Origin of the sequence: Lacipirellula limnantheis (assembly GCF_007746075.1) — a bacterium.
Taxonomy (GTDB): domain Bacteria; phylum Planctomycetota; class Planctomycetia; order Pirellulales; family Lacipirellulaceae; genus Lacipirellula; species Lacipirellula limnantheis.
This window is the reverse complement of record NZ_CP036339.1, coordinates 5,537,592-5,562,302: the sequence shown is the minus strand read 5'-3', so window position 1 is coordinate 5,562,302 and position 24,711 is coordinate 5,537,592. Positions and strand designations below refer to the sequence as shown.

The 24,711-nt window shown below is 62.7% G+C and carries 22 protein-coding genes; 11 read left to right on the top strand and 11 right to left on the bottom strand.

Annotation, left to right across the window (positions count from 1 at the left end; genetic code table 11):
• Window positions 1–19: 19 nt before the first annotated feature.
• Window positions 20–226, bottom strand: a complete 207-nt coding sequence (locus I41_RS21640) for a hypothetical protein (RefSeq protein WP_145434985.1) — start codon at window positions 224–226, stop codon at window positions 20–22.
• 42 nt (window positions 227–268) lie between these two features.
• Entirely contained in the window at window positions 269–2,695 is a 2,427-nt protein-coding gene (locus I41_RS21635) for a M48 family metallopeptidase (RefSeq protein ID WP_145434984.1), read from the bottom strand.
• Window positions 2,696–3,007: 312 nt separating this feature from the next.
• Between I41_RS21635 and I41_RS21630 the strand changes: the two genes are divergently transcribed.
• Window positions 3,008–4,057, top strand: a complete 1,050-nt coding sequence (locus I41_RS21630; protein ID WP_145434983.1) for a hypothetical protein — start codon at window positions 3,008–3,010, stop codon at window positions 4,055–4,057.
• Between the two features lie 57 nt (window positions 4,058–4,114).
• Here the strand turns inward: I41_RS21630 and I41_RS21625 are convergent, their stop codons facing one another.
• The gene (locus I41_RS21625) at window positions 4,115–5,737 is read right to left on the bottom strand and encodes a pectate lyase family protein (RefSeq protein WP_210421030.1); all 1,623 of its coding nucleotides are present in this window, start codon (window positions 5,735–5,737) and stop codon (window positions 4,115–4,117) included.
• A 510-nt stretch (window positions 5,738–6,247) separates the two neighbouring features.
• Here I41_RS21625 and I41_RS21620 point away from each other — a divergent pair.
• Window positions 6,248–7,048, top strand: coding sequence for a hypothetical protein (locus I41_RS21620; protein ID WP_145434982.1), 801 nt, complete (start codon window positions 6,248–6,250; stop codon window positions 7,046–7,048).
• 55 nt (window positions 7,049–7,103) lie between these two features.
• On the opposite strand, the gene I41_RS21615 is transcribed toward I41_RS21620, so the two are convergent.
• Both I41_RS21615 and I41_RS21610 read right to left on the bottom strand, forming a co-directional pair.
• Complete coding sequence (locus tag I41_RS21615; protein ID WP_145434981.1) at window positions 7,104–7,286, bottom strand: hypothetical protein; 183 nt, start codon at window positions 7,284–7,286, stop codon at window positions 7,104–7,106.
• 308 nt (window positions 7,287–7,594) lie between these two features.
• Complete coding sequence (locus I41_RS21610; RefSeq protein ID WP_145434980.1) at window positions 7,595–8,980, bottom strand: hypothetical protein; 1,386 nt, start codon at window positions 8,978–8,980, stop codon at window positions 7,595–7,597.
• Window positions 8,981–9,893: 913 nt separating this feature from the next.
• Between I41_RS21610 and proB the strand changes: the two genes are divergently transcribed.
• From proB to I41_RS21595, 3 genes are all read left to right on the top strand, one after another.
• Window positions 9,894–11,042: a glutamate 5-kinase gene (gene proB, locus I41_RS21605; RefSeq protein WP_210421029.1), complete on the top strand. Its 1,149-nt coding sequence runs from the start codon at window positions 9,894–9,896 to the stop codon at window positions 11,040–11,042.
• Window positions 11,043–11,115: 73 nt separating this feature from the next.
• A complete protein-coding gene (locus tag I41_RS21600) occupies window positions 11,116–11,646 on the top strand; it encodes a M50 family metallopeptidase (protein WP_145434979.1) in 531 nt (176 codons plus the stop codon).
• Window positions 11,647–11,883: 237 nt separating this feature from the next.
• Window positions 11,884–13,788 carry an amino acid permease gene (locus I41_RS21595; protein WP_145434978.1) on the top strand — a complete coding sequence of 635 codons (1,905 nt, stop codon included), beginning with the start codon at window positions 11,884–11,886 and terminating at the stop codon, window positions 13,786–13,788.
• 129 nt (window positions 13,789–13,917) lie between these two features.
• Here I41_RS21595 and I41_RS21590 read toward each other — a convergent pair whose 3' ends face one another.
• The 5 genes from I41_RS21590 to I41_RS21570 form a co-directional block, all read right to left on the bottom strand.
• The gene (locus I41_RS21590; protein ID WP_168207080.1) at window positions 13,918–15,324 is read right to left on the bottom strand and encodes an alkaline phosphatase D family protein; all 1,407 of its coding nucleotides are present in this window, start codon (window positions 15,322–15,324) and stop codon (window positions 13,918–13,920) included.
• Between the two features lie 200 nt (window positions 15,325–15,524).
• Window positions 15,525–17,522 carry an ATP-dependent DNA helicase gene (locus tag I41_RS21585; RefSeq protein ID WP_246133724.1) on the bottom strand — a complete coding sequence of 666 codons (1,998 nt, stop codon included), beginning with the start codon at window positions 17,520–17,522 and terminating at the stop codon, window positions 15,525–15,527.
• Window positions 17,523–17,579: 57 nt separating this feature from the next.
• Complete coding sequence (locus tag I41_RS21580) at window positions 17,580–18,416, bottom strand: thiazole synthase (RefSeq protein ID WP_145434976.1); 837 nt, start codon at window positions 18,414–18,416, stop codon at window positions 17,580–17,582.
• 92 nt (window positions 18,417–18,508) lie between these two features.
• The gene (thiS, locus tag I41_RS21575) at window positions 18,509–18,727 is read right to left on the bottom strand and encodes a sulfur carrier protein ThiS (RefSeq protein WP_145434975.1); all 219 of its coding nucleotides are present in this window, start codon (window positions 18,725–18,727) and stop codon (window positions 18,509–18,511) included.
• A complete protein-coding gene (locus I41_RS21570; RefSeq protein ID WP_145434974.1) occupies window positions 18,724–19,248 on the bottom strand; it encodes a hypothetical protein in 525 nt (174 codons plus the stop codon). The genes thiS and I41_RS21570 overlap by 4 nt, the downstream gene beginning before the upstream one ends.
• A 299-nt stretch (window positions 19,249–19,547) precedes the next feature.
• On the opposite strand from I41_RS21570, the gene I41_RS21565 reads away from it, so the two are divergent.
• The 5 genes from I41_RS21565 (at window position 19,548) to I41_RS21545 (ending at window position 22,479) form a co-directional block, all read left to right on the top strand.
• Window positions 19,548–19,886: a hypothetical protein gene (locus tag I41_RS21565; RefSeq protein ID WP_145434973.1), complete on the top strand. Its 339-nt coding sequence runs from the start codon at window positions 19,548–19,550 to the stop codon at window positions 19,884–19,886.
• 105 nt (window positions 19,887–19,991) lie between these two features.
• Window positions 19,992–20,471, top strand: a complete 480-nt coding sequence (locus tag I41_RS21560) for a cupin domain-containing protein (RefSeq protein ID WP_145434972.1) — start codon at window positions 19,992–19,994, stop codon at window positions 20,469–20,471.
• A 2-nt stretch (window positions 20,472–20,473) separates the two neighbouring features.
• Window positions 20,474–20,983 carry a GNAT family N-acetyltransferase gene (locus tag I41_RS21555; RefSeq protein ID WP_145434971.1) on the top strand — a complete coding sequence of 170 codons (510 nt, stop codon included), beginning with the start codon at window positions 20,474–20,476 and terminating at the stop codon, window positions 20,981–20,983.
• Between the two features lie 12 nt (window positions 20,984–20,995).
• Window positions 20,996–21,562: a hypothetical protein gene (locus tag I41_RS21550; RefSeq protein WP_145434970.1), complete on the top strand. Its 567-nt coding sequence runs from the start codon at window positions 20,996–20,998 to the stop codon at window positions 21,560–21,562.
• Window positions 21,563–21,672: 110 nt separating this feature from the next.
• Entirely contained in the window at window positions 21,673–22,479 is an 807-nt protein-coding gene (locus I41_RS21545; protein WP_145434969.1) for an SAM-dependent methyltransferase, read from the top strand.
• 82 nt (window positions 22,480–22,561) lie between these two features.
• Here I41_RS21545 and I41_RS21540 read toward each other — a convergent pair whose 3' ends face one another.
• On the bottom strand, window positions 22,562–23,275 hold the full coding sequence (locus tag I41_RS21540; RefSeq protein ID WP_246133723.1) for a zinc metallopeptidase: 714 nt from the start codon (window positions 23,273–23,275) through the stop codon (window positions 22,562–22,564).
• Between the two features lie 195 nt (window positions 23,276–23,470).
• Here I41_RS21540 and I41_RS21535 point away from each other — a divergent pair, with 195 nt between their 5' ends.
• Window positions 23,471–24,646: an ADP-ribosylation factor-directed GTPase activating protein isoform b gene (locus I41_RS21535; RefSeq protein ID WP_145434968.1), complete on the top strand. Its 1,176-nt coding sequence runs from the start codon at window positions 23,471–23,473 to the stop codon at window positions 24,644–24,646.
• The last annotated feature ends 65 nt before the right edge of the window (window positions 24,647–24,711 follow it).

Below are 24,711 nucleotides of genomic sequence, written 5' to 3'. Positions count from 1 at the left end.
GCGTCGTCGTCGGCGAACATCAAGCGGCCAACCGCGCCGCCGCGAAGAGGACAACTCCGGACGCGCTCATCAGCTGCCCTGCCAGCCGCTGGCAGGCCGGCTCGCTATCCCAGCATTCGGGAACCCAACGGCGAAACGCCGCGGCGATCGGCTCGGCAAAGCGGTAATTGACCAGCCCGCCAGCCAGCAACAGCAACGCAAAAACGGCGAGTTCGTTTCCATTCATGGGTGCAACTATAAATCGACCGCGACGATTGTCCAATCCGAGTTAGCCCGCCTGTGCGGCGACGCTACTAGCATTCAGCATCGGCAAACCGCAAGCCGCTTCCACGAGATCGTTCAGCCGGATCATTTCCCCCAGCAGTCGAACGTAAAGCGGCGGCCCCGTTTCCAGCGCCTGGCTGCACGCGTTGAAGACGCTTGCCAGATCCCCCTGCGTCGGCACGTCAGGCATGACGAATTGCGCGAGCGATATTCGCCCCTTGGCGTGCTCGTACGGGTAGCTGCAGCGTTCCAGCGCGGCACGCATCGTCTTGGCACGCGGCAACAATTTTCCCAGTAGATCGTTTAGAATCGGGACGATATCGTCCGCGCGACCCCCGCCCTGCAGCGCCTCGACCAGACCGCCAGCCGACGCGTGGAGGGGCGCCATGGCAGCGAGCGATTCCATGGCGCCGCACATGATTTGCAGCGCCATGAACTTGGCGTCCACGTCGGCAATCTTGGGCGTAGGCTCCGGCAGACGCTCGGTCACCTTCGCCACGTGCAGCAACGCCAGGCTGAGCGAGATCCGTTTCGCCGCCAACTCGTTCAGCGATCGCAATTGGCCGGTCGCCTTTCCCAGGAGCCGCTCGGCTTCGGCGCCGCGACGTTTGATTTCCTCTGCTCCTCCAGCTTCGGCGAGCGATTTCTTGTTGATCTTCACTCGTGCCCGCAGCAGGGTATTCCATTGATGCGATTCTCGCACTTGCCGCCCCGCCGTCGCCAACGTTTCGACAGCGCCTCGGTTCGCTGCAATGGCGGCGGCCATTCGTTGCCGGACGTCTTTCAGTTCCGTCAGCGCCGCCGACGCGCTCGGCGGCGGCGCGACGTGATAGGCATCGAGCTGTAACGGCGCCGCGGCCGACCACTCCCCGCCGAAGAAGCGCCCGATGGCCGCTTCCTGCTCACGAGCCTGATCGTGCTTGGCGGTGATGTCGGTCACCGGCCGCAGTTCCGCCTTCTTCAAGTCATTGCCAAAAATGCCCCTGTAGAATTCCAGCGTCGATGCTTTCGAGTGAGCGTCGAAGTCCGACAAAAGTACGGTCGCGGGCAACTCGACGCGAAACACGCCGTCCGTATCTTCGCGTTTGGCGGCCACGATACGATCGCCGTCGCAAGGATGCGTGTCGAACAGGCCCGTCTTCGACTGGCCGATGCTTTTGTCGATCGCCTTCTTCACTTCGGCCGGCAGGGCGGCCGTGCGGGCCATGATCAACCGCGGCAAGTCGTCGCCCAGCCGCGCTTCGCGATAAAACTCGCGCAAATCCGAGAACGCCGCCTGCGACGCGACGTTGAGCGTCTGCAATTGCCGGGCGGTCTGCTCAAACGCGCCGCTGCCGGCAAACCGCGTCTCGAAGCGGTCGGCGTCGAATTCCATTTGCCGCAAGAGGAAACTGCCGAAGAAGTGCCCAACGTACATCAGCACCCACAGCACCTTGCGCGAGAGCCAGACGAACGCCATCGCCAGGTACAGAATCCAACCAATGCGAATGTCGAGGTCGCCGGCATTGGCCTCCAGCCACTCGTCCGCCCGGTCGCGCTGATAGACCAATCGCATGAACCAGTGGCTCAACGAGCGAATCATGTACGACAGCCGCATGCCGAAACCTTGCGAGAAGTGGCCAAACTCGTGCGCAAGCACGCCGCCAAACTGCCGCGTGTTCAGCCCCGCCAACAGCGGCATGCCGATCGTCAGTACCAGGTCGTTTCCCAGCATGCTGAGCATGCCCCGCCGGAACCGGGCCGACGCATTGACTTCGCAATCGACGTCGATCTGACGCGGCTTTGGGGCGCCGACGGTTTCGCAAATGCGATCAACGAACGCGAACAACAAAGGCTCCGCCTCGCGGCGCAGCGATCGCGTCCTTCCGTCCCTCGCCGGGCGTGCGAACAACGGCTTGATCATGAACACAATCAACACCGCGCCCGCGACGATTGGCGCCAGATAAATCAGCAGCGCCGCGATCTTCGCTTTGCCATTGCGCACGGCGCCGGTCGTCACGATGCCGGTGTGATTGACCGCATGGTAGTACACGCCATACCCAGCCAGCGCGATGAGACTGAGATACACGAGCGGCAAGATAATCATCAGCAGGAAAACGGCGATCGCCGCGAGCTGATACATGATCGGCGTGCGCGGTCGTCGAATCGGGCCGGTGAATCCCGCCATGATCTGCTGAGCGATCTGGTCGCGCGACGGCGTCTTCCCGTCAGGCCCGTTCGTGGTCACCGGCGCCTCTGTCGGCCTGTTAGGCGGCGCCGTCGCCGCCGCTCGCGTCGGCCCGACCGCCGCCGCCGGCGCGGCGGCGTTATGTTCCGGCGGCAGACTTGGCAACCGGAACGGCTTCTGGCATCCCGGGCATTTCGCGACGCGCCCCGCATACTGGTCGCCGGCGCGAAATTCAGCGGCGCAGCTCGGGCAGGATACCGACATCGCCACGATCACGGCTCCGATGACACGATAACGAGGTAGCAATTCAGCGACGCCCGACAGTATAGTAACGACGCCTCGCCGCGTCCTGCTCTTTTTTTTGCAAATTGAAGAACTATCAAAAATGGCCTAACGATCCGCTTCGCACGATGCTGGCTCGGCGTCCTTGGCCTCGCCGACCAGCGCTGGCCCAAGTTGCCCAGCGATCGTTGGGAGACTGCAGAAAGCCCGCCGCTAACTCGATCTAGTTGGCCGGTGAGCCCACGCGTGCTAAGATCGCCACTCTCATCCCGCAGGCCCCATCAGGCAAATGCCATGCATCGGTTCGCCCCGCCAGTTGTCGCCGCCGCAGTCGCCGTTCTGCTATGTCTCGTGTCGGCCGTTCCAAGCGCCGCCGCCCCCATTCACCACATCACGGTCGATGGGCAGTTCGGCGATTGGGCCGCCGTCCCCTCCTATTCCGACCCCACCAACGATCAGCACGACACCGATCACGACGGCCCGCTCGACGTTCCCGCCTACGTCAATCACCCCGACGTCGACATCCTCCAGTACAAGTTCACGCACGACGCCGATAATCTCTACGCCTACTTCCGCGCTCGCGGCAACATCGGGGCGACCCAGACGCAGTCGCCCGGCAAACGCGCGGGACGTTACTACGTCATTCTCACCATCGACGTCGACGACGATGACGTCACCGGCTATCCGATCCACGAGGGGGGCTATTATCCCACCTCCGACGGCTACGACATGAACATGGAGATCGAGTACTTCAACGGCACGTTCAACACGGGACACTATCTCAACCACGGCGCGCTCACTGCGGCCGACCTGCCGGGAATGGAAGCGCAGCAGAAGCAGGGCATCGTCGACGTGAAGCCCGGCGTCTACGACCACTACACCCAGTGGGTGATGTTCGACGACCCAAGTGCCGGCGATCACAACCTGGGCGACGGCACCAGCATCACCTTCGTCAAGGACCAAGGACCTGTCCATCAAGGCATCATCCGCGCCTCGATCTCACCCGACGGCCATGAAATCGAAATGGTCGCCCCCTTCCAGGGCTTCATGAGCTACCCCGGCGCCAACCCAGGCGAACGCGGCGATTGGATCATGGCCCTGGGCAAGACGATCGACATTTCGTTCTCGCTCGAAGCCAGCGGCGAGCTCCACGCCCCCAGCGGCAACGGCACATGGGCCAGCGACACGGCCGAACCAATCGTCGGCTACTACCTGGGAGTTCCCGAGCCGTCGACGCTGGCGCTAGCGCTGCTCGCCATGACCGGCGTCTTACGCCGCACCCCTTCTAGCCCCCGGCTCCGCCGGAGGGTCGGCCACCACACCGGTACGCGCCATCTCTCGTAGAGTAAACCCCTGGCGGAGCCAGGGCGAAAATGCGACTGCGCGAGCCTTAATTGCGACTCACCGCCCTGCACCCGCCAACGAGTTGAGATACTCCTCCAAATTCGTATACCCATCCCCATCCTGATCGAGCGCCCCATCGCTAGCCGCTTGCGGATCGAGCCGCTGCCCCAGCTCCCACTCGTCCGGCATCCCGTCCCCATCCTCATCACCCGGCGCCGGCGCTGACTTCAACTCCGGCCACCCCCCCACGTCGGCCTGCGAATCAATAATCCCATTCCCGCCGCCGCGCCACGTCTTCCCGTATTTCGCCGTCCCCGTGCGAATCTCTCCGATAATCCGCGCATCGACCGCATCCCGCACCAGCGACGCCCCCGCCTCCGCCAGGACCGATTCGAACGCCTCCTCCGCCGTCTCCGTCCGCACGGGCGCCACAACGTAGGGCGTGTCTGAACGGAGCGTCTCCTCCGTCGCGTCGCCGTCCGCCTGGAAGTCGATCCCGCCGTTCCAATTGTCGCGACTCACCGCGGGCGAGCCCCACACGAAGTTGCCGTCGGCGTACATCCGCCCCCGCGCATCCTTCTGCAGGAAGATCCGCTGAGCCACCTTCGGCTCCGTCGCCGGCCCCGGCTTGTAATAGTTGTTCACCCAATTCCGCGGCCACATCTCGCCGCCGTACGCGCTGTTGAAGCCCCAGTTGTAGATGACGTTATTCCGGCAATCCATTAGCCCGGAAATCTCGTTCCCCGACGCCCGCGGATTACGGCTCGAATGATGAGCCAGAATGTTGTGATGCCACGACCCGCCGGGACCGCCCCACAACCCGCCATAGCCATGATGCCCCTTCTTGTGGAGCGAGTTGAACAAGCTCTCGCTGATCATGCACCACTGCACCGTGAAGTTGTTCGCTTTGTTGATCGACAACGTCTCGTCGATCCCCCAACTCACCGTGCAATGATCGATGATCGAATGCGAACACTCGCCCCCAAAACCGTCCGACTCGACCCCCGACACGTCGCCCGGCCGAAACCGCATATAGCGAATGACGACGTTCTCGGCGTCGCACTTCACGTTCCGATGCGCCACGCAAATCCCATCCCCCGGCGCCGTCTGACCCGCAATCGTGAGATAGGGATGCTTGATCTTCAGTTCCGACTTGAGCGGAATCGTCCCCGAGACCCGAAACACCACCGTTCGTGGCCCCTCCGCCTCGCACGCCGCGCGCAAGCTGCCGGGCCCGGCGTCATTGAGATTCGTCACCGCGATCACCCGCCCGCCGCGCCCGCCAATGGCGAACTTGCCAAATCCCTCCGCCCCCGGAAACGCCGGCGGCCGATCAGGCCGCAAGTTCCGCAGCGTCACCGCTGGCTTCGTGGAGTCGTACTCAACGTCGCCGAGCCATCCCTTCGGCAGCTCGACGCGATCAAAGCGTCCCGCGATCGACTCGACCCCGGCGCCGTAAAGCTCCACCGCAGTATTCTCATGCGGCAGGATGCGCCCGGCGAAGTTGATCTTCAGCGTGCCCGACAGTTTCCAAGTCCCCGCTCGCACCGTCTTGCATTCGACGCCGTCGGTGACGGTGAACTCCGTTATCTTCGCCGCAGCCGTCGGCGCATCAGCCATCGAGTGCGACAGCGTGACGCACCATGCCGCAGTCGCAAGAATCGCCAACGTGCGCTTCATGAAACGTTTAACTCTTGAAATTCGACCAGATGGCCAAACGGATAGTTTCCGCTGCCGTCGATCGAGCGCGAAGGATGGCGCCCAATCGGCGTGAACCGCTTAGCGGAGCGCGAATCAGGAGGCAGCTCGACATGAGAAAACCGGCCACCAAGAATCTAAACCAAGTCGAGCAAAGTTGCACGCACGATCTGCTCGCAGCCGTGCTGCCCACGTTTGTCATGAAGCCCATGTCGAACTCTTCCCAGACGACCGGCCGCCGCCGTCGCTTCACCGACCAGCGACGATGCCTAGGTGGTCAATCGGGCCCATTTCGTGATGCTCGCCGCCCGGCGGCGTTCATTTAGAGTCATCGTCAAACCTTCCGCTGGTAGCGAATGTAGGGCTCTTGGCGACGCGCAACTCGCCTCCCAAGCGGCTAGGTGCGAGCTAGAGTATCAGAAGGTCGCGCTGTCGCGCTCGCGTCGGCGCCCATCGTCGCCTCAACCTATCGCCAACCTTGGGGTTCGTTTCATGGCCGCACATTGCCGCTGGTCGCACCATGTCCGCACGATGCTCGCACTCGCCCTCTGCCTGGCGCCTTGGAGCGTCGCCGCCGCCGACAATCTCTTGCTGAGCGCCGGACGCGAGTTTCCCGGTCAGCTATGGGGAAGTCGCGACGGCCGCCTGCAGCGACTGCACCGCCGCGAGGCCGTCGCCGATCGCGCCTTTCCGCAGGCCACGATGAAGCTGCAAAAGCTCGCCGTCGGGGCCGACGGCAAGGTCTATTTCGTCAGCGGACTTGATGGGTACGTCTTGCATTGGCTCGACGGCCGCCACGAAGTTCTCAGCTTCGAGTTCCCTGGGCAAGTGCGCGACGTCGATGGCGGCGGCGAAGAACATACCGTTTACTTCAGCGTCGTCCCCACGCCGCAAGACAACGAACCCTTGGCCGACGGCAAGATCTACCGCCGCGACCTGTGGCAAGGCGCGCCCAGCGAGGTCGCCACGGTGCGCCAGGCCGACGTCGGCGCCGACTGGTGGGGAACGTTCGCGCTCAACCAGGGCGACGTCTACATCGCTACCTTTGGCACGCCCAGCCGGCTCTTCAAGCTGGTCGGCGGCAAACCCGAGCCCGTCTTCCTCGGCAACAAGTATCATATCGAAGGCCTGGCGGCCGACGATCAGGGACAATTTCTCTTCGCCGACGGCGCCGGAGGCGTCTACCGCACTCCCGATTTTGAGAACGTCGAGATCCTCATTCAGGGAGACCGCAAGTTCACCGACGTCGCCGCCCAGCCGCCCGCCGCCGCCTCATCCGCGGCCGCGCAATGAAGCATTCGCACGACCCGCTTCCTGAATCGCGCCTGCTCTCAGAACGGTAAGCGACTTACTTGTCGAAGGCTTTCTTCGTCGAGCTTGCCGCCTTCGCTTCCGTTTTCGGATTAAAGAACCCCGCTCCGCTACGGAGTTGGCTGGGCCCATTATCGCTGAGATGGGCCTTGCTGCGCGTGCAGGAATTCCACGGCAGCGCGAGCAGTAGCAGCGGCACAAGGAGCAAGGGCGTTCGCATTGCCCACTGGTACAGGAGACGCCCCCACGCCGCAAGATCGCTCCAGCCAATTCACCCCGCCTCGGGCTGCGTCGCTTCAGCGACCAGCCGCCCCAGGGACAAGCTCCCCTTACTCAGCATGCCTAACCTGCGCGATCGCGTCGCTCATACCGGCGCCTATCTGCGACAGGTGGGAGGGGGCCCGCTGGTCGGAGATAATATAAGGCCCGCGTCTGGCCGAGGTTGCAGACGCGGACCTCCCCCGACAACGCTTGCGGCAAGCTGAAGCAAGCGCGCTAAAAACAGTCCCCGCCAACGGCGAGCCACGTTCAACCAGCTCGCCTGCCAATAGCAGCGAGCGCGGCCGCGCCGCAGATCAACAGCAGCGCCGTATTCGGCTCGGGAACCGCGCCAACCGAGGGCGTGGTCCCGAAGTTCGCTTTCCAATCGACCAAGAACGCGGCAAAGTTCGGCGCGCGCTGGCCGATGAGAAAATCGGCCCCATCGACGTCTCCGTCGCCGTCGGCGTCGCCCGGCGTCCCGGCGTAGAACGCGAGGTCGAGTGCATCGACCACGAGGTCGTTGTTGACGTCGCCGTCAAAAAACGTGGCGCCAGTGCCGTCGAGCGCCGGCCATTGTCCCTGATTGGCCGTCACGATCGATTTGTCAGCCGCATTGACGATGCCATCCAAATTGACGTCCTTGATCGACGTGGTCCCAAAGCGGAACATCTTGATGCCCAAGACGGCGTTGGAGATATAGAGGGGTGAATTGGGGTCGGTTTCGAAGGGGTCGATGAAACTGGAAACCGTATTGACTCTGGTGATCGAGCCGCCCTCGACGTTGTTGCTGCCGCGCAGGACGTTGACTTGGGCTCGGTCAATGGTCATCCCCGTGATGACATTCGAGTTGCCGCCCCATGGCTCGAAGGGCGCTGAGGTCCCCGTGGCGCTCGACTCGCCGCCGTTCTTTCGGTCGAGGACTTCGCTGACTTCGGTCTCGGTGCCGCTAAACGGGGCGGCGGCGTCGACGCCCTGCCGGAAGATGGCCGTGGAGATGTAGGTCTTGTCGAGCTCTTCGGTGGTGGGCGGATTCAAGTAACGAGTCTGGTCTTGCTTCTGGGCGAGATCAGATCCTCGAATCGCGCCATTAAAATCGAGCGTGGTGTCAAACGTCCAATCCGCCTCGATGCTGGTCAGCAGGTTCTTGCCATTGTCGCCGAGCGTCGCCTCGTCATTGAAGCCGCGGTTGACGGAAGGATTGGCGCCATTCCCCTTAAAGCCGACCGCCGATCCCAGTTTCCAGTACTGGCCGCCGCCGGCCATGTCCGAAAAGATTTCCATTTGGAGGTACACGATCTCGCCCGGGTCGACCGTTTGCGGGGCGGCGCCCAGTGCGTCAGCGGTGTTCCACTCGGCGCCATGTCCAAACACCGTTCCTGCTGAGTTCGCGGGGAACCAGGGATGAAGGACCATCGCTTCGGAGTTGGTTCCGGTCTGGAAGGTACGGTCCGGCACGCTCTCAATGAGAGCCTGGGCGTCGCCCGGGATGCTGTTCGTGGAGAGGAACTGCCATCCCGTGGCCGCAGGAGCGCCGCTGGGGCCAACGCTGCCCGACTCAAAGACGATGCTCTCGATATCGGCGGCGTTTGCCTTTCCCGGGCATAACGCCGACGCCAGCAAGCACAATGCCGCTCCTCGCAAGACGATGCTCATGGCAACACTTCCCCCTCGTGGTGAAATACTTGGAATACGACGCGCGAACGCACGCCGATAAGCCGCGAAGCGGCTAATCGAATGTAAGTAGATTAAATTGTCTTAGAAAAGAACCTGTCCGTCCGACGGTTCATGAAGCGAAAAGTACAGGAAGACGAGAGCAGGCGAGTTAGGAAGCGATTGCTTCTGAGTCGACCCGCGCCGGTAGAGAAGCAGTAGAAGAATAGAGAAGCCTAGAGGCGGCGACTCGGCCGATGGCGCCGAACTACGCGGCTTCATCGAACGCCCGCCTCAAGGTACTGCTATATGGGAGGCGGTGACCAACGTCAAGCTGCTAAATTGAAGAAACTTGTTTCACCCCGAGAAACGAAGTTGCATCATCGTAGCAGGGCGCCGCTGGCATCCTGCCAGTGCGAACCCGTGTCCCAGCGCCAGCCCCATCGCGACCTCCATCCACCCCCGAAATAAATCCGTCATCTACCATCTAGAAAATGGCCACTCGCGACGCTATGGTGATCGCATGTCCACATATTGTGCCATTCGTCGCGCAGCACACGTCGCCGCCAGCAGCGGCCCGACGAGTGTTCTGACCTGCGCGCCTGCGGCGCGCGGACAGAACCAATGCCGCCATACCAGCGGATTGCTGGCCCTCACGCCTCGTTTTGTCCGTGGCGGCCCCGCTGGGTGGACTAAACCCGCGTCCGCATCGATCGTGCAATCACTCGGCAAAACCAGTGTTGACCCCCGCGACAGCGCGGCCGCGAGCGGTGTTTTGTCCGCGCAAATGCACGTTGCGAGCGGACGTAACTCCCGCCAATTCTTCCGACTCGACCGATCCCCCGATATAAAGGCAGTTTCGCATCGCCGCGCGGCATCCCGCCCACAGCGCCCCGTCCCGCTTGAGATCCCAACCGTGACCGATCTCGTTCGTCAAGAAATCATGACCGCCGCCGACACCGTCGTGGTGAAGGTCGGCAGCCGCGTTCTCACCCGCGAGGATGGCGCGCTCGACGACACGCGGGTCGCCGCCGTCGCCGATCAGCTCGCCCGGCTCCGTCTCGACGGCCGCAAGGTCGTCCTCGTGAGCAGCGGCGCCGTCGCCGCCGGCATCGGGCGGCTCGGTTGGAAGCGTCGGCCGACCGACTTGGCCGAACTCCAAGCCGCCGCCGCCGTCGGCCAAAGTCGGCTGATCGAGTCGTACAACAAAGCGCTCGGGCCGCACGGCCTCAACGCGGCCCAGATTCTGCTCACGGCCGAGGACCTACAGCATCGCACGCGGTATCTCAATACGCGCAACACGCTCAACGCCCTCTTCCGCTGCGGGGCGATCCCGATCATCAACGAGAACGACACGGTCGCGGTCGACGAACTGCAAATCAGCTTCGGCGACAACGACCGCTTAGCGGCGCTCGTGACGAACCTCCTGCGGGCGCCGCTGATGATCCTCCTCTCCGACGTCGAAGGGGTCTACGACCGCAACCCGTCGGAGCCGGGGGCAAAGCTGATGTCGGTCATCACGCACCTCGACGCCGCCGACAGCTACGCCAAGGACGCCGTCGGCCCGGCGCGGATTCAACTCAGCCGCGGCGGCATGGGGAGCAAGCTGCGCGCGGCGCGCATCGCCGCCGCCGCGGGAGAAAGCGTCGTCATCGCGGCCGGCCGGCGGCCGAACGTGCTGCTCGATATCCTCGCCGGCGCCGAGGTCGGCACGCTCATCCTCGCAGAAGGTCGCACCGTCGCCTCCCGCAAACGCTGGATCGGCTGGAGCGCCACCCCCCGCGGCAAACTCCTCCTCGACGCCGGCGCGGCGAAGGCCGTGCAGTCCAACGGCAAGAGCCTCCTCGCCGTCGGCGTCCGCGGCGTCGAAGGCAACTTCGTCAAGGGCGACGTCGTCTCGATCTGCGACCCCGCTGGCCGCGAGTTCGCCCGCGGCCTCTCGAATTACACCTCCACCCAAATGACCACCATTGCCGGCCAGCCCACCGACCGCATCGCGGAACTATTAGGACATTGCCCCTACGACGAAGTCGTCCACCGCGACAATTTGGTAGTGCTGACTTAGTAGCCGCGGGTCAACGACCCGCCGGAGCGATCCAAGACACATTATCCAACGAAGGAGCCTATCGAAATCCAAGATGAAGCTCGGTCGAGCCCTGACATACGCGGCAGTCGTCTATCTCACGTGGCTCGCCATGCAGGCCGTCCACGAGCTGGGGCACATCCTCGCCGCTTGGCTTACCGGCGGCACAGTCGAAAGGGTGATCCTTGAACCGTTTGCCATTTCACGCACCGACGTCTCGCCGAACCTGTCGCCGCTGGCGGTCGCCTGGGCCGGCCCGCTCGTCGGCGTGGCATTGCCGCTACTCATCGCAACTGCGTGCCGTTGGCGATTTCGACCTCATCGCTTTTCCGCAGCGATTGCCGACGCGGCCCAAGTTCCGCTCCGGCGGGTCGTTGACCCACGGCCACTTGCTGATTTCTTCGCCGGGTTCTGCCTTATCGCCAACGGCGCCTACATCGGCATTGGTTCGTTTGACCGCATTGGCGACGCCGGCGACCTCCTCCGCCACGGTTCGTCTCAGTGGCTTCTCGTCGTCTTCGGGATCACTGCCATCTCCTGTGGACTACTCATGTGGCATCTCGCGCTCCAGCGACATCGGAAGTAGCCGCGGGTCGTTGACCTGCGGCTGCTTGAGTCCACAACTCCCGCCGTTGCGCACCCCACTTGCGATGTCGCGCAAAAGTCAGCCAAATCCGCATCCAAAACGGCCCACAACTCCCTTCTTTGCTGCATTAAAACCTAGTTCCCTCGCTCCCCGCCAGTTATCCTGCCATGTTCCGACGTGCTTGCACGACGCGGTACTTCGATATCCCAAGCCGGGCGGCGACAGGAGTAGATTCAGATGATGCGGTGGGGCCAACTTTTCAAACGCAAAGACCTCCAGCACCTCATTCAGGAACTCGCCAACGAGAACCGTCTGCGGCGGGTGCTGGGGCCCATTTCGCTTACGGCGCTTGGCGTCGGTTGCATCATTGGCGCGGGCATCTTCGTCATGACCGGCCGCGCGGCTGCGGAAGACGCCGGCCCCGCGATCACGATTTCCTACGCGGTTGCCGCGCTGGGCTGCGTCTTCGCCGCGCTCTGCTACGCCGAGTTCGCCGCGATGGCCCCCGTGGCCGGCAGCGCGTACACCTACGCCTACGCCACGCTCGGCGAACTGTTGGCGTGGATCATCGGCTGGGATCTGATTCTCGAGTACGCCATGGCCTGCGCCTGCGTCGCCGCGGGCTGGGCCAATTATCTCAATGAGTTTTTGCGGACATGCTTCGGCGTGGAGATACCGGAACGCTTTTGTTCCGATCCCTTCAGCACGCCGGGGGCCCTCTTCAATCTCCCTGCGGTTGGCATCATGCTGGTGGTCACGGTGATCCTCATCGTCGGCATCCGCGAGAGCGCCGTCGCCAACGCGGCGCTGACGCTCGTCAAGCTCGTCGTGGTCCTCTTCGTCATCGGTCTCGGCTTCACGCTGATTAACCAAGACCAGAACAACTGGACCGACGTCCCCTACGGCAAGCGACTCAGCACGGCGGAACTGACCGTCAGCAAGGTCGTCGCCGACAAGGTGAGGGGCAATCGACCCGCAAAGGATTTGACCAAAGCGGAACTCGCCCAGATCGACGTCGACGCCGCGTACGTTCGGGCCAAACTGGCGCTCGACAAGGCCGAGGCGATGAAGATCGAGATGGTGAAGGCGGGAGACATGCCCGCCGAGCAGGCGGACGCCGAACTCTCCGCCGCTCAGGCCACGTTGGCTGCGGCTCAGGCAAAGGTGACGGATCCGGCGCGCTTCGACGAAATCATCGCGGATATCAACGCGGCGGCCCGCGAAGCGACGGCGGAGAAGTGGGGCCTCCTCGGCGCCATCATCAGCCCCGAAAGGCTCAAACCGCTCGACGACGCCTTCCGCACCAATTACACCCCCTACGGCATCTCGGGCATCATGCTCGGCGCCGCGATCGTCTTCTTCGCCTTTATCGGCTTCGACTCGATCAGCACCCACGCCGAAGAGGCGATCAATCCGCAGCGCGACATTCCGATCGCCATCCTGGCGTCGCTCGGCATCTGCACGATTCTTTACGTGTTAGTCGCCGCGGTGATTACTGGCATGGAGCCCTACTATCAGATCGATACGAAGGCGGCAATTGCCGCCGCGTTCCGCAAGCAGGCCGAAGCGAAGGGAAGCGGGGTTCTCCGCATTTCCAGCGTACTGATCGCCACCGGCGCCCTTGCGGGTCTGACCAGCGTCTTGCTGGTGACGTTCCTGAGCCAGGCCCGCATCTTCCTGGCGATGGCCCGCGACAAACTGCTGCCGCCGTCGATCTTCGCGGCGGTCCATCCTCGATTCAAGACTCCGCATATTTCGACGGCTCTCACCGGTCTGGTAATTTGCGTCACAGCGGCATTCACGCCGATCGCCGACCTCGAAAAGATGGTCAACATCGGCACGTTGTTCGCGTTTGTGATTGTCTGCGTCACCGTTTTGATTCTCCGGTTTCAGGACCCAACGATGGCGCGGCCGTTCCGCTGCCCGCTGATCTACTTCGTGGCTCCTGCCGGAATTCTAGTGAACGTGTCGATGATGCTGTTCCTCCCGGTATCGACATGGCTCCGCTTGGTCATCTGGATGGGGCTCGGGCTCGTCATCTACTTCGCCTACGGCTATCGGCATAGCATCCTTGGCAAAGAGTTAGTCCGCGACCTCGCGAAGGAAGGTATCGGGCCGACAGATGGGCCTTTGCGGTCGTAAGCGAAGCCCAGGGCTCCCGACCGCCTCAGCGCCGCCACAAAAAAGAGCCCCGACCATGTTCGGTCGGGGCTCTTCGTTGTTTTAGCCCCGGTCACTGACCGGGGGCCATTAGATGGCATAAACTTAACGTCAGTGCGAATCGCCTGCCGGCGTCCGCACCTGCATGTCGCTGGCACGAACCTGACGCTTTACCGTTTCCAGCCCGGTTCCGTCGATCACGCGGGCCGTCATCATCGGATCGGCGAGCGTGGTGTCGAACTCGATCGTGGCAAACCCCATCGGGTCGTGCTCGCCGTGGCTGCCAAGGCCTGAGGAAATCACCTCGGGCATGGGGTAGGCCCCGCCGACCTCGGGCTGGTGCATTTGCAAGTCGCAGCGATGGATGTCGCCGGAAACGTACATCACGCCATTGACGTTGTTCTTGACAATTCGATCCCACAACTCGCGTTGGGCATGGCGAAATAAACGCCAACCGTCGCTGCGGCTCGCTTCCCAGGTGCTGCCGCAGACGAGAACCTTAAATGGCGCTTTGCTCGCTTTCAGCTCCTCGACGAGCCAGTCGAGTTGATCCTTGCCGAGGAAGGTCTTGTCGGGGCCAGGCTTCGCGTCGTTGGGCGATCGGAAATAGCGGCCGTCGAGCAGGAAGAAGTCGATGCCGCCGTAGGAAAATTTGGTGTAGATGCCCGGCTTCTCGGCGCCATGTTCGCGCGGCGGGTTGGCGAAAACTTCCTTGAACACGGCGAGTGAGTCTTCCTTACCTTGAGCCGTGCCATCACTATTGTTGGGGCCATAGTCGTGATCGTCCCACACGGCATAAGTCGGGATCGTGCGAACCGCGGCGGCGAAGGGGCGATTCTTCACTCGTTCCAAGGTATACGCATCCCACAGATGGTTGTAGTCAGTGGAGTCGGCATAGACGTTGTCGCCGATGATCAACTGGAAGTCGGGCCGCTCGTCCATCAACAGATGCCACGAATCGTTGTGGTACTCGCCGCGGACTTCGCGGGTCTTGCCGTCTTCGCGGCGGTAGGCGCCGCCGAAGCAGGAGGCGACGGCCAACTTGAACTTGCTTCCCTCGCCCGCCGCGGGCGCCGTGGCGAAGAGGCCCGCCTCGGTTGACTCGTCATCTTCCGCCAGTCGCACGGCGAAGGCATACCGCGTCTCGGGCTTGAGGCCGGTCACCTGAAACTCAACCGCATGATGTTCGTCGGCGTTCGGAGTCGCGTCGAGCCGCAGTTTCTGCGGCGGACCTTGCTCGCCGTCGGCGGAGCGGCGCTTCGACTCAAGTTCTTCGACTTCAAGAATCAGCGGCGTCGTCCGCGGTCCTGCGTAGGCCCAGATCGATGCCGTCGTATCAGTGACATGCCCCACCAACGGGCCGATGATCTTTCGCTCGCCTTCGATTTCCTTGTAAAGCTGATAGTTCGCTTCGCGAGCCTCGGCAAGCGTCGCCGGTGCACGGGCTCCCGTCAGCAGGCAGCCGCCCAGCGCCGCCAGTCGGACTCCTCGCCGCAGGGTTGATGAATAGTTGATCACAACATCTCCTTCAATTCGGTCAACAGAATGTTTCCACGCCACAACCATGGTAAGCATACAGACTGGAGTGAAGCCACCATGAAGAGCGCACGGTGAGACGCACAATTATTCCCGTGGCAAGAGCATTCATGGCGCCAGAGCGTCAGACTTCCGGCGAATTGCTCTGCGGCGGCCCGGGGCGCCATTCGCCCGCCATGTACTCAGACGCCGATCGGCCGCTCGATCTCGGCGCGTCGGCAATTCGGCAATGATTCCAAAAACGTTCGGCCGTACGCTTTCGTCAGCACCCGCGGGTCGAGAATCACGACCCGACCTTGATCTCGCTTGGTCCGAATGAGCCGACCGAAACCCTGCTTCAATTTCAGAACGGCCTCCGGCAATTGATAGTCGCTGAAGGGATTGCCGCCTGCGGCGCGGATTGCTTCGAGCCGCGCTTCCAGGAGCGGATGGTCGGGCACGCTGAACGGCAGCTTCGCGATGATCACAAGTTCCAGCGCCTCGCCCGGCACGTCGACTCCCTGCCAAAAACTGTCGGCCCCCAGTAGCACCGAGCGCGGGTTTTCTTTGAATAGCTCCAGCATCCGGCTGCGCGGCGTGCCATCGGCTTGGCTCAGTAAATTGAGATTGTGGCGCGCCAGCCATGGCGCGATGCCCGCGCCGACGCGGCGCATCATTTCGTAACTGGTGAGCAAGACAAACGCGCGGCCGTCGCTCTCGCGCACCAGATGCTTGATTGCCTCGATGCAGGCCCGATCGTAGCCGTCCCGCTCGGCAGCTGGGTCGGGCATGCCGCGGAGCGTGACAAGCTCGGCTTGTTGCTGATAGTCGAACGGGCTGTCGAGCCGCAGTTCTTCGCACTGCGTTAGCCCAATTCGATCGCGGAAGAAGGCGAACGAAGGCTGCTTGCCAATGGAGAGCGTCGCGCTGGTGAGGATCACGCTCTTGGTTTGCTGGAAGAGTTGTTCGCGTAAGGCGGGGCCCACGTCGACGGGCGAGGCGGCTAGCGTCATGCGCGGCGTGCCGCGACGGTTCCAACTCGATTCGATCCAGTAAACGGCGCCGGGCAACTGCTGGCCATGCCAGGCGTTGAGCTCGCCTGCCAACCCCACCAGGCGGTCGTGGGCCGAGATGAGATCTTGCCGCTCTGATTCTTGCTTGATCGCGTCGCCGGCGAGCTTCACGCCGCGGGCGAGCTCCATCAGCGCTGGGCTGAGTTTGTTCTCGATCTCCAACGGCTCCGAAACCCGGCCATTTGCCGGCGCGACTTGCGACTTCCACTCCCACACGTCGGCGAAGAACTCGCTGGCGGCATAGCGGCACTGATCGGCGCGCTGGCAAAGCTGCTTCAGGTTGTGGTGGACGAGCAGCCCCTTGTTTGTCCGGTCGTTGTAGAGCCGTGAGAGGACGAATTCGACCTGCCCGCTGGTGAACGACAGACCGAGATGATCGGCGGCGACGGACTCAATTGTGTGGGCTTCGTCGAGCACCGCGACGTCGTAATCGGGGAGGATGCTTACGCCGTGTCGGCGCAGCGCGAGGTCGCTAAAGAAGAGTGCGTGGTTCACCACCAAGATCTGGGCGTTCTGCACGCGGCGACGATCCTGGTAATAGAAGCACTGCTTGTAGGTGGGGCAGCGGCGGCCCAGGCAATTGCCGTGGTCGCTGGCCACTTCGTCCCACACAGCGGGCAACGGTTTGTAGCTGAGATCCGCCAGCGAACCGTCAACGGTTTGCTCACTCCACTGGCGGATCGCGTTGAGTTGCTGGCCCGCTTCGTCCTCGAACAGGCTCTTGCCGCGCGAGAGGGCGCCTTGCAGCCGGCGGAGGCTGAGATAGTTGCGACGACCCTTCACCAGCACGGCTGAGAACTCGCGAGGAATGACGCTGTTGAGCAGCGGCAGATCCTTGCGAATGAGCTGCTCCTGCAAACTGATCGTATGCGTTGAGATCACGATCCGCGGCGGCTTGCCGGCGTCGGGGTTCGTGGCGGCGAGAATCGCGGGGGCGAGGTAGGCAAAGCTCTTGCCGACGCCGGTGCCGGCTTCAACGCAGAGATGGCGCTTGGCGGCGATCGCCTTCGCCACCGCGTCGGCCATCGCCAATTGCTGGGGTCGTAGTTCATAGTGCGGCAGCCGCCGCGCGATAGAACCCTCCGGCCCGAGAATGTCGGCGACGCAGATCGCATGTTCGGAGTCCATTCACAGCTTTCGGGCCATTTGGCGTTATCGACCGGTTGCCGTCCTCAAGACCGGCTCTTACCGCGGCTGCCGCGTAATCGTTCCCTCTTCGGGACTGCTCGCGGTCGCGTAGAGTCGCTTGGGGATGCGACCCGAAAGGTACGCCAGCCGGCCGGCGGCGGTGGCGTAGCGCATTGCGTCGGCCATGCGGAGCGGATCTTGGGCATGGGCGATGCCCGTGTTGAGCAGCACCCCGTCGACGCCAAGTTCCATGGCGATGGTCACGTCGCTCGCCGTGCCGACGCCGGCGTCGACAATCACGGGATAGTCGGGATCGCCATCCTTGAGATATTCCAGACAGATGCGAATGTTGTTGGGGTTCAAAATTCCCTGGCCGGAGCCAATCGGGCTGCCGGCGGGCATCACGCTCGAGGCCCCCGCTTCTTTTAGCCGGCGGGCCGTGATTGGATCGTCGCTGGAGTAGCAGAGAACTTGGAATCCGTCGGCGACGAGTCGCTCGGTCGCCTCGATCGATGCGACGGGGTCGGGAAGCAACGTTTTTTTGTCGGCGAGGACTTCAAGCTTTACCCAATCGGCGCCGGCATTCTCCAAGCCGAGCAAAATCTCGCGGCCGAGTCGCGCCACGCGCACGGCGTCGTCGGCGCTGAAGCAGCCTGCCGTGTTGGGCAGCAGCGTGTAGCGCGAAGCGTCAATAAAATCGAGCAGATTGTTTCCGGCCGCGTCGATGAGTCGCTCGCGACGCACGGCCACGGTGATGCAGTCGGCGCCGGAGCGATGGAGCGACTCGCCCATCAACTCGTAGCTGGCATACTTGCCGGTGCCGACAATCAGCCGGCTCCGCAGCGTGTGGCTGCCGATTGTGAGCGGCTCGTCGGTGAGTAAGTCTGTTGACATGGCGTAGCGAAAAATCAGGAGTCAGGAATCAGGAGTCAGCAGAGGGAAGAAGCCACCGACTCCTGATCCCTGATCCCCGACTCCTCGTATCATCACCCGCCGCCGACGAGGGTGACGACTTCCAAACGATCGCCGGCGGTCAGGAGCGTCGCCGCATGTTGACCTCTGGGAACGAGATCGAGATTTCGCTCCACTGCCAGGGTGCGCGGGTCTAACTCTAGCGTCTCCAGCAGCGTTGCTACTGTGGAGCCGGGAGCCACGGTTCGCGGGCGCCCATTCACATGGATTTCAAATTCAGCGGGATCGCTCATTCGTCTCGCACGAAGGCGTCGCGGAACGAACCACGGGCGACGCGAACAAAGGTTCCGGTCTGGGGGGCGCCGGCGGCGTTTAGCGTTGAGTTAAAGGGAAGAACGTACGCGGCGACCTGACCACTGGAGGCCTCGGCGACGTAAATTAACGCCTTGCCGATTTGCGTTGGTCCCGAGCCTCGCGGGATGTCGGCCATGCCGGTGACCATGAGGAAGCGGGGGGGATCGCCGATGGCCTCAAAGTCTTGCAGCACGTTGTAGCGGAAGTAACCGGTAAACTGTCCGTTGCGGCGGTTAACGATCGCCGCGCGCAGATCGCCCGTCAGGTAGTCGAGGAAGTAAAGGGCCTCGATCTGGTCATCGACCAGTCCGGTGGCGATGGCGAAGTTGTCGGCGCCGTGAGTCGCCACGGCGTGGGCTCGCGGCGTTGTCGTGAGGCCATGCCAACCAGCCGTGAGTGCGGCGCCGATGGCGATGCCGACGACGAGCAGGGCGGTGTGATTGCAGACTCGCTGAATCATACAGTTCTCCCTCGCCCGCAGGCGGCAAGAGCAACGAAGGGGGGACGACTGGCTCCTTGCCGGTCTTTTATCATGGTAACGCTGTTGGAAAGGAGAATCCAGGTCGCGGCGGCTGGCCTTTTGGCCCCAAAGGCACCCGCTGGGGTTTGATCGCGCCCAGTTCGTGCAACTTCGTGCAACTCCCCGTCGATCGATCAATGCCCTGCTGTCGGCGATGTAATAGTATATCGGCTTCCCGCAGCGACTGCTCAGGACGCTGACCAGCCACCGCAGCGATGAGCAACTTTCGGAGTCTGAGGATGACTGACCACGACCGATCGACAGCGAAGCACACGGCCGCTGGCGGTCCGCTCGATAAACGGCTCGGCAACTGCCCGCAGTGCGCTGGTAGCCTTAAGGAGGGGATTGTCGCCATCCACGGCACTTGGTGGAGCGGCCTGTTCGTCGGCTGGTCGTATGAGAACTTGTGGTTTCGGCCGCATGGCGGCCAGGAGGCCGCAGCGCTGCAGTCGGGCGAGTCGCGTGGCGGCTGGCGCTGCGAGGCCTGCGGGTTCGTTGGCGTCGCGGCTCCAGAGCGGGGTGTGGGGCTGCCTGGGAATAAGTACTTTGGCTGGCGCAGCGAACGTCTGAGGGAGTGACCGGTACTCAAGCCACTGCTTAGGATCACTCGGCGCCATGCATTCAGTCGGCGACTTAATTGAAGTGCAAATGCAAATTAGGGAAATGCAAATGAGGGCAGGGCAATGACTCAAGTCACTTCACCAACCTTTCGTCGCCCGCGCGTAGGTCGCACCATCGCGATTGTTGGCGACGTCTATCGTTTCCTCGCGACCGGCGCCGAGACGGGCGGGGCGTATGCGTCGTTCGAGGCGATTGTGCCGCCGGGGGGCGGGCCGCCGCCGCATGTTCATACGCGGGAGGCGGAGAGCTTTTACGTCCTCGAAGGCGAGATGACGTTTCGCGCCGGCGACGAAACGGTGCGGGCGGCGGCGGGGACGTTCGTTCATTTGCCTCCTGGGCTCGCGCATTCGTTCAAGAACGAGAGCGGCGAGCAAGCGCGGATGATCATCACGGTGACTCCGGCGGGGCTGGAAGAGATGTTCTTTGAGGTGGGGACGGAGCTCGCCGAAGGGACGACGACGGCGTTGCCGCCGACGCCGGATGAGATCGACCGGTTGCTGGCCGCGGCGCCGCGGTATGGCATTCAGATTTTGGCGAGTTAGCGATGGCGTGTCATGTTCGGCCAGAGCGCTCGAACGACGCAGCGGCGATCGAAGCGCTGATCGCGGCGGCGTTTCTCGATGCTCCGCACACGAGTCACACGGAGCAGTTGATTGTAGCGGCGGTACGTGCGGCGGGAGCGCTGACCGTGTCCTTGGTGGCGGAGGCGGAGGGCGCCGTCGTGGGGCATGTCGCCGTGTCGCCGGTGACGATTTCGGATGGGGCGCTCGGCTGGTACGGGCTGGGGCCGATTTCGGTGCTGCCGGCGTGGCAGGGGAGGGGCATTGGTTCGGCGCTGATGCGGGCGGCGCTGGATGCCGTGCGCCAGATGGGAGCGGCGGGGTGCGTGGTGCTGGGTGAGCCGGCGTTTTACGGGCGGTTTGGATTCAAGGCGGAACCGGGGCTCGTGTTGCCCGAGATTCCGCCGGAGTATTTTCAAGCAATCTCGCTCCGCGGCGCGAACCTTCCGCACGGCAGCGTGACCTATCACCAAGCGTTTAGCGCGGAGCAATAGAAGGGCTTTTCTATGTCCGTCGACGGCGTGCGGCCAAAACTCGCGGATCCATTCACGGAAGAACCCGTTCGATACTCGAATGTTTACTGTATCGAGCCGACCACTGCTGCGCCACGATTGGTTATAGGGCCGGCTGAGAATCATGTCGAACTGTTGCTTTCGCTGGCGCAACTATGGCGAGAACAACTGGGCGTGCTCTATGTCCTGTTGGTTCCGAGATTAGGAAAGCGAGAGCCGGGCCGTTACCAATCGCCAGGTCCGCTCGACTTTGAGCAAGTCGCCGAGTTCTGTCGTCGGTTTCATGAATTCTTCGAAGGGGATGGTCGCCATCACTTGTGGATTGGTTCTGCTTCCGGTCCCGGCCTTCTCGTTTACGATCAGCACGATTGGATCTACGCGTATGGCGACTTGCCGGCATACATGCAACTTCTGAAGACGCGCGGATTCGTCGAGGGTGAAATAAGACCTCCGTCGCCGCACGCGCATAGTTACAACGAATTTTTTGATCGATCAGAAGACGAGCTAATGACCTATTGGCAATGGAAGTACTTTCCATTGCAGGATCAGGACGAGTACTAGCCGTTAGCGTCTAAACCAGCTTCGTCCTTTCAAGATGCTTGGGAAGCGGGCTATTCGGATTCATTGCGGCAGTATTGTGAAAGTTAGTCGCAGTCTGGGAGAAAGTTGTTGTGGAAGAGTATTTGAGTTCCAATCGCTTTCCTCGCGCTTCGCGTTATCATCCCGAGTGGATTCTTGCCGGGGTGAGCGGCGGGGCGAATCCGCTGTGGCTCGCCGAATGGCTGACGGAGAAGATGGACCTGCGGCCGGGGATGCGAGTGCTCGATCTGGGTTGCGGCCGCGCGCTCTCGTCAATTTTTCTTCATCGAGAGTTTGGCGTGCAGGTGTGGGCCGCCGACCTCTGGTTCAGCCCGGCGGAGAATGCGCAGCGTGTGCGTGACGCCGGCGCCAGCGACGGTGTGTTTCCGCTGCGCGCCGATGCGAAGGCGTTGCCTTTTGCCGAAGAGTTTTTCGACGCCGTCGTGTCGATCGATGCGTTCATGTATTACGGCACGGATGATCTCTACCTGAGCAATCTCGCGCGTTTCGTCAAACCGGGCGGGCAGATCGGCATCGCGCTGGCGGGGCTGGAGCGCGAGGTTGACGAGCCCGTTCCAGCACATTTGGCCGAGTGGTGGTCGGCCGAGCCGGTCTTTTGCCTCCACTCCTCAGCGTGGTGGCGTCGCCATTGGGAGCGGAGCCGGCTTGTCGACGTCGAGTCGGCCGACTCGCTGGCCGAGGGATGGAAGTATTGGCGGCGCTGGCTGCAGACAGTGGCTCCCCACAATGAAGTTGAAATGCGGGCGCTCGATGCGGATGCTGGGCGTTACATAGGGTATGTGCGAGCGATTGGTCGACGGCGGGCGGACGCCCAGGTGCTCGATCCTTACCTGTCGATTCCGGCGGAGTATGTCGCGAAGCCGCTGTTGCGCGAGTAGTGGCTTTGCCGACGACGCGAAACGAAAACCCCCGACTTGAAGAGCCGGGGGCGAATGCTGGGAATGATGTGGGGAGGATTTTCTACTCGTCCCGGCTGCCGCCAGTGAACTGCATCACGTAGTACAGCACCGTTAGCACCGATTGCAGCGTGGCGGCAACGTAGGTCCAGGCGGCGGCGTTGAGGACGCTGTTGACGTACGTCATCTCTTGATTGCCGACGATGCCATGCGCGACCAGCAACTGCTTGGCGCGGTTGCTGGCGTCGAACTCAACTGGCAGGTTGATCAGCTGGAACGCGGCGACGCAGGCAAAACCGCCGATGCCTAGCCAGATGAGCGGCTGCCCGGCGGGAATGCCCTGCATGAGCATGCCGGCTCCAATGAACAGCAGAAGCATTCCGATGCCGCTGCCGAAATTCGCGGCAGGCACCGCGATATTACGGATCACCAACGGGGCGTAACGCTGGGCGTCCTGAAGGGCGTGGCCCGCCTCATGAGCGGCAATTCCTACCGCGGCGGCGGACCGGCTGCCGAACACCCCTTCGCTCAGTCGCAGGACTTTGGCATGGGGATCGTAGTGGTCGGTCAGCTGGCCGGCGATTGGCTCGATTTCGACATTTTGCAGCCCGGCCGAGTCGAGAATATGACGGGCCGCGGCGGCGCCGCTGAGGCGCGAAGGGACCTCGGCCGCGGCGGCGTACGTCCCGCGGACTTTCCACTGGGCCCACATCGCCAGCAACAGGGCGGGGGCCATCCAGAGGAGGTAGTTCATATAGCCGTGGAAGGAAAGGAACATCCTTACTTGCCTTGATTGTTTGTTTCCGCGGAACCGCCGGTCGTGCAACCAGGGGCGATCCGGGTAGACTGAAGCGTTAACTGGTATCTGTACGCGGCGGCCAAGATGGCAGTTCGAGTCGCTGCAAACGGCTAAACAGCACTTTTGGCGCCCATCTCTGAATCATGGGCGTTCTTTCTTGCGACGGTAGGCGCCATGATCCGACTCTCCCTGTTCTTCGCCGCAGCCGTACTACTCTTGGGTTGCGGTTCACCCCTGGCTGACGAACCGACGGCCAAACTTCAGGCGACCAGCGCCCCCGCGACGACGGAGCCCAAGCCGCTCGTCGTGCCTCAAGGCGCTGGCCTGCGCGACCTGATCGATCGAACCCTCGACTTCACGCAGCATGGCCGCGAGATGTCGCTGGAAGATCACGCCGCGTGGCAATTGCTGCACGGCGTCCTGGCGTTCGGCGAGAATTTCGAGATCCTCGCGAACGGTCAGAAGGTGAACGCGGTCGATTGGGTGTTCGATGGCAAGCCGATGAAGGGTTGGACGATCAACCCCACGCCGCAAGGCCTGCGGGCTGAGATCGAAGCTGGCAAATTCGGTCAGGGCCACGACGACCAATGGATGGCGATTCTCTCGCAGTGGAACGTTCCGGTAACTCGACCGATCAAGGTGAAGGGCAAGGAGTACACGGTTCAGGATTTAATCGACCGAACCAAGTACGATTGCTTCGAGGGCAAAGAGAGCAGCTGGACAATCATCGCGCTGTCGAAGCACCTCGATCCAATGGATCAGACGTGGATCGGTACGGACAAGCAGGAATGGTCGCTGGAACGGCTCGTCGCGATGGAAGCGGCCGCCTCGTACGACGAGGAAACGGCGCAGGACGAGATTGCCAACAGCGCGTGCGGCGGGATGCATCGATTAATCGGACTATCGATCGCCCTGAACAACTACAAGGCGGCCCATCCCGGCGTTGAGTTGAAGGGAGGCTGGCTGGCGGCGCAACAGCGGATCGACTGGGCCGTGGGGCAGTCCCGCGCGCTCCAGTTGCCGTCCGGAGCTTTTTCGATTGCGTTTCTTTTCCGGCCGGCGAATTCCAACAATCTCGACGAGCACCTTGCGGCGACGGGGCACACGCTGGAGTTTCTCACCTTCGCCCTGCCGAAGAAGCGGCTGCAGGAACCTTGGGTCGAGAAGGCGGTGGTTTATATGTGTGACCTGCTCGACCGGACGAAGCACCTTGATCTGGAGTGCGGCGGCCTCTACCACGCCGTGCATGGACTGGTGTTGTATCGGGAGAAGGTGTTTGGACCGCGGGAGGGAGAGCCTCGGCCAAGCGGGGCGGGAGAGTTGGCATCGGCCCAAACCGAGGCTAAATAGACGCTCGCCGCTCGGATTGCGTTGGTCATGCCGGTTGCCCCGCATCCACCGCGCGCCCGTGACCG